Source organism: Pseudoalteromonas sp. SG44-17, assembly GCF_014164235.1.
Classification (GTDB): Bacteria; Pseudomonadota; Gammaproteobacteria; order Enterobacterales; family Alteromonadaceae; genus Pseudoalteromonas; species Pseudoalteromonas rhizosphaerae.
The window spans coordinates 1-4,164 of record NZ_JACJEV010000050.1; the positions used below are offsets into that span (position 1 = coordinate 1).

The following is a 4,164-nucleotide window of genomic DNA, read 5'->3' on the forward strand; positions in this document are numbered from 1 at the left end:
TAGAGCCTAGAACCTAGAACCTAGAACCTAGAACCTAGAACCTAAGTTCTTATACTCCCCTTGATTTTCTTTTATCCACCTCCATATCTTCATAGTTAATATAATTTTATAGTCTTAATTAAAGTTATGTTTACGGCTTATTTTAAATTTTCTTGCAGAAAACTGATATCTTAACTACGCGATGGTTTGATGTTTCGCAGAGTCTGGTATAGTAGCGCACGTATTGAACGCTGTATTTCACAACGTTTCTCGAAATTGCTAATTAATATGTGCTCGTGTGAGTAATCTATTAATTAGTAATTATAAAAATGGGTTAGCTGATACTCGGCTAGCAAAGAACACATTGTAACGGTTTTATCATGATATCTAATTTATTTACCAAGATTTTTGGTAGTCGCAATGACCGCACTATTAAAAATTTAAGAAAGACGGTCGCGCTGATCAACGCGCTTGAAACGCAACTTGAAGCGCTTTCAGACGAAGATTTAAAAGCCAAAACAGCAGAGTTTAGAGAGCGTTACGATAACGGACAAGGTCTTGATGACATTCTACCAGAAGCATTTGCTGTGGTACGTGAAGCATCAAAACGTGTAAATGGTATGCGTCACTTTGACGTGCAGTTGCTCGGTGGTATGGTTTTACACCAAGGCCGCATCGCAGAAATGCGTACTGGTGAGGGTAAAACCCTTACCGCAAGTTTACCAGCATACTTACGTGGTATTACAGGTAAAGGTGTTCACGTAATTACTGTGAATGACTACCTTGCTAAGCGCGATGCTGAAACTAACCGCCCATTATTTGAATTTTTAGGTTTAACTGTTGGCTGTAACGTACCGGGTATGATGCCGCAACAGAAAAAAGAAGCCTACGCCGCTGATATTACCTACGGTACTAATAACGAATTTGGTTTTGATTACCTGCGTGACAATATGGCGTTTAGCATTAACGAACGCGTACAACGTCCACTTTACTATGCGGTAGTCGATGAAGTTGACTCGATCTTAATTGATGAAGCCCGTACTCCACTGATTATTTCCGGCCCCGCTGAAGACAGTTCGCAGCTGTATGCTGAAATCAATACCATAGTTCCGCTTCTTGAGTTACAAGAGAAAGAAGACGAAGAAGGTATTGAAGGCGATGGTGATTTCACTATTGATGAAAAAGCCAAGCAAGTTCATTTAACTGAACGTGGTCAAATTAAAGTTGAAGAATTACTGATTGAACGTGGTTTGATAGCTGAGGGCGACTCGCTTTATTCTGCTGCGAGTATTACCCTGCTTAGCCATATTTATGCGGCATTACGTGCCCATAAGCTGTATCAAAAAGACATTGATTACGTTGTAAAAGAAAACGAAGTAATCATTGTTGATGAACACACTGGCCGTACAATGGAAGGGCGTCGTTGGTCTGAAGGTTTGCATCAAGCTGTTGAAGCAAAAGAAAATGTAAAAATTCAAAACGAAAACCAAACGTTAGCGTCAATTACATTCCAAAACTACTTCCGTATTTACGATACCCTTGCAGGTATGACCGGTACTGCCGACACTGAAGCATTTGAGTTTCAGTCAATCTATGGTCTAGATACTGTTGTTATGCCAACTAATAAGCCGATGATCCGTGAAGATCGCGCTGATTTAGTTTACTTAACGCAAGAAGAAAAATACGAAGCCATTCTAATCGATATTAAAGATTGCCAAGAGCGCGGCCAGCCAGTATTGGTGGGTACGATTTCAATCGAAAGCTCTGAATATTTATCGCAATTTTTACGTAAAGAAAAAATCAAGCACAACGTACTTAATGCTAAATTCCATGCCCAAGAAGCAGACATCGTTGCCGATGCTGGTTTACCAGGCACAGTAACAATCGCAACTAACATGGCTGGTCGTGGTACTGATATCGTGTTAGGCGGTAACTGGAATAGCGAAGTTGAAAAACTTGAAAACCCAACTGATGAGCAAATCAAAGCGATTAAAGAAGCGTGGCAAATTCGCCATGATGCAGTAATTGCTGCTGGTGGTTTACATATCATTGGTACTGAGCGTCACGAATCACGCCGTATCGATAACCAGTTACGTGGTCGTTCTGGCCGTCAAGGTGACGCCGGTTCAAGCCGTTTTTATCTATCGATGGATGACGCATTAATGCGTATCTTCGCTGGTGAACGCATGACTAATATGATGCGTAAACTAGGTATGCAACGTGGCGAAGCGATTGAGCATCCATGGGTTAATCGTGCCATTGAAAACGCGCAACGTAAAGTTGAAGCACGTAACTTTGATGTGCGTAAACAGTTGCTTGAATACGATGATGTAGCAAACGACCAACGTCGTGTTGTTTACTCACAACGTAATGAGTTGCTTGAAGAAGGCGATATTTCAGAGACGATCACGGTTATTCGTGGCGACGTATTGGGCAACACTATTGACCAATATATTGCACCACAAAGTTTAGCTGAAATGTGGGATATTCCGGGCCTTGAAGAGCGCTTAAAACAAGACTTCTTAATTGAGTTACCGATTACACAATGGTTAGCTGACGATAACAAACTTTACGAAGAAAAGTTACGTGAGCGTATTGAAGAGTCAGTAGAGCAAGCTTACAAACAGAAAGAGCAACAAGTTGGCGATTCTGTACTTCGTCAGTTTGAAAAAGCAATCATGCTACAAAGCTTGGATCAACATTGGAAAGATCACCTTGCTGCGATGGATCACCTTCGCCAAGGTATTCATTTACGTGGCTACGCGCAAAAGAATCCTAAGCAAGAGTACAAGCGTGAGTCGTTTGAGTTGTTCTCTGAAATGCTTGAGAACCTGAAAATTGATGTAGTTAGTATTTTAAGTAAAGTACAAGTACGTGCTGAAGAAGATGTTGAAAAAATCGAAGAGCAACACCGCCAAAGTGAAAATGCTCCTCGTGAATATCAACATGAAGAAGTTGAGCACGTAGGCGGCGAAGCACCAAAAGGTGCGGTCGTAACATCACGCGCAGAGCCAAAAGTTGGCCGCAACGAACCTTGCCCATGTGGCTCGGGTCAAAAGTTCAAACAGTGTTGTGGTAAGTTAAAATAACCAAATGTTATAATTAACAATTAAAAAGCGACGCCTGCGTCGCTTTTTTTGTTTGTAAGGTTAGATTTGCGTAGACGCGGGTTTTAAAAGGTTAAAGGAAAAAGGTACTAGGGAAGTGACTAGGTGCTAGGCTTAACTTTACTTTCTCGGTGTAGCGCGAAGCGCCTCAGTGGTAAAAATTGTTTAATTGATTTATTCACAAAGAGGTTAAGAGAGCGCTGCGCTTAAGAGGCAAATAAAGGGGGAGGACCTAGCGCCTTGAACCTATGTATTAGCGCGGCTTTATGCCGCGCGGTTTTAATTAAGGTATTACGATGAATAAGAAAATTGTGCATGTAGCGGTGGGGGTTATCAAAGCAGATAACACACTATTTATCTGTAAGCGCCCTGACGATAAACACCAAGGTGGTTTGTGGGAGTTTCCGGGCGGCAAAGTAGAAGCTGGCGAAACCGTATTCGAAGCACTAAAGCGCGAGCTTCAAGAAGAAGTAGGTTTAACAATTAATAGTTCAAGCGAGCTGATGGTTATTGAGCATGATTATGGCGATAAATGTGTAAAACTCGACGTGCATTTAGTTACTGATTTTAGCGGCCAAGCCCATGGCGCAGAAGGTCAGCAAAGTGCATGGGTCGCGATTGATAAGTTAGACGATTACAATTTTCCTGCCGCCAACGTAGAGATTATCGAAAAAATAAAAGTGGATGTTTAAATTTACCTAGGCGAGTGGCTTGCCACCGCGATATTCAATATTGTTTCGGTGTTTGTGCGTCAGCAAGCTCAACGCCTACGGGTGTTAAAGTTTACTCTGGTGTTTAATTAATTACTTGTAGGCGAGTGGCTTGCCACCGCGTTTTAAAATGTGTTGTGGTGTTTTGCGTCAGCAAGCTTAACGCCTACGGGTGTTAAATTTTACTCTGGTGTCTAATTAATTACTTGTAGGCGAGTGGCTTGCCACCGCGTTTTAAATGTAGTGTTTGTGCGTCAGCAAGCTCAACGCCTACGGGTGTTAAAGTTTACTCTGGTGTTTAATTAATTACTTGTAGGCGAGTGGCTTGCCACCGCGTTTTAAAATGTGTTGTGGTGTTTTGCGTCAGC

2 protein-coding genes are annotated in these 4,164 nt (G+C 41.9%); both read left to right on the plus strand.

The genetic code is table 11. The features are described 5' to 3' along the window. Positions 1 to 359: 359 nt before the first annotated feature. Positions 360 to 3,068 (plus strand): preprotein translocase subunit SecA, encoded by a 2,709-nt coding sequence (gene secA, locus H5182_RS20735; RefSeq protein WP_149980578.1) that lies wholly within the window; start codon positions 360 to 362, stop codon positions 3,066 to 3,068. A gap of 314 nt (positions 3,069 to 3,382) precedes the next feature. Further along, a complete protein-coding gene (gene mutT, locus H5182_RS20740; RefSeq protein ID WP_149980579.1) occupies positions 3,383 to 3,778 on the plus strand; it encodes an 8-oxo-dGTP diphosphatase MutT in 396 nt (131 codons plus the stop codon). Positions 3,779 to 4,164: the final 386 nt, after the last annotated feature.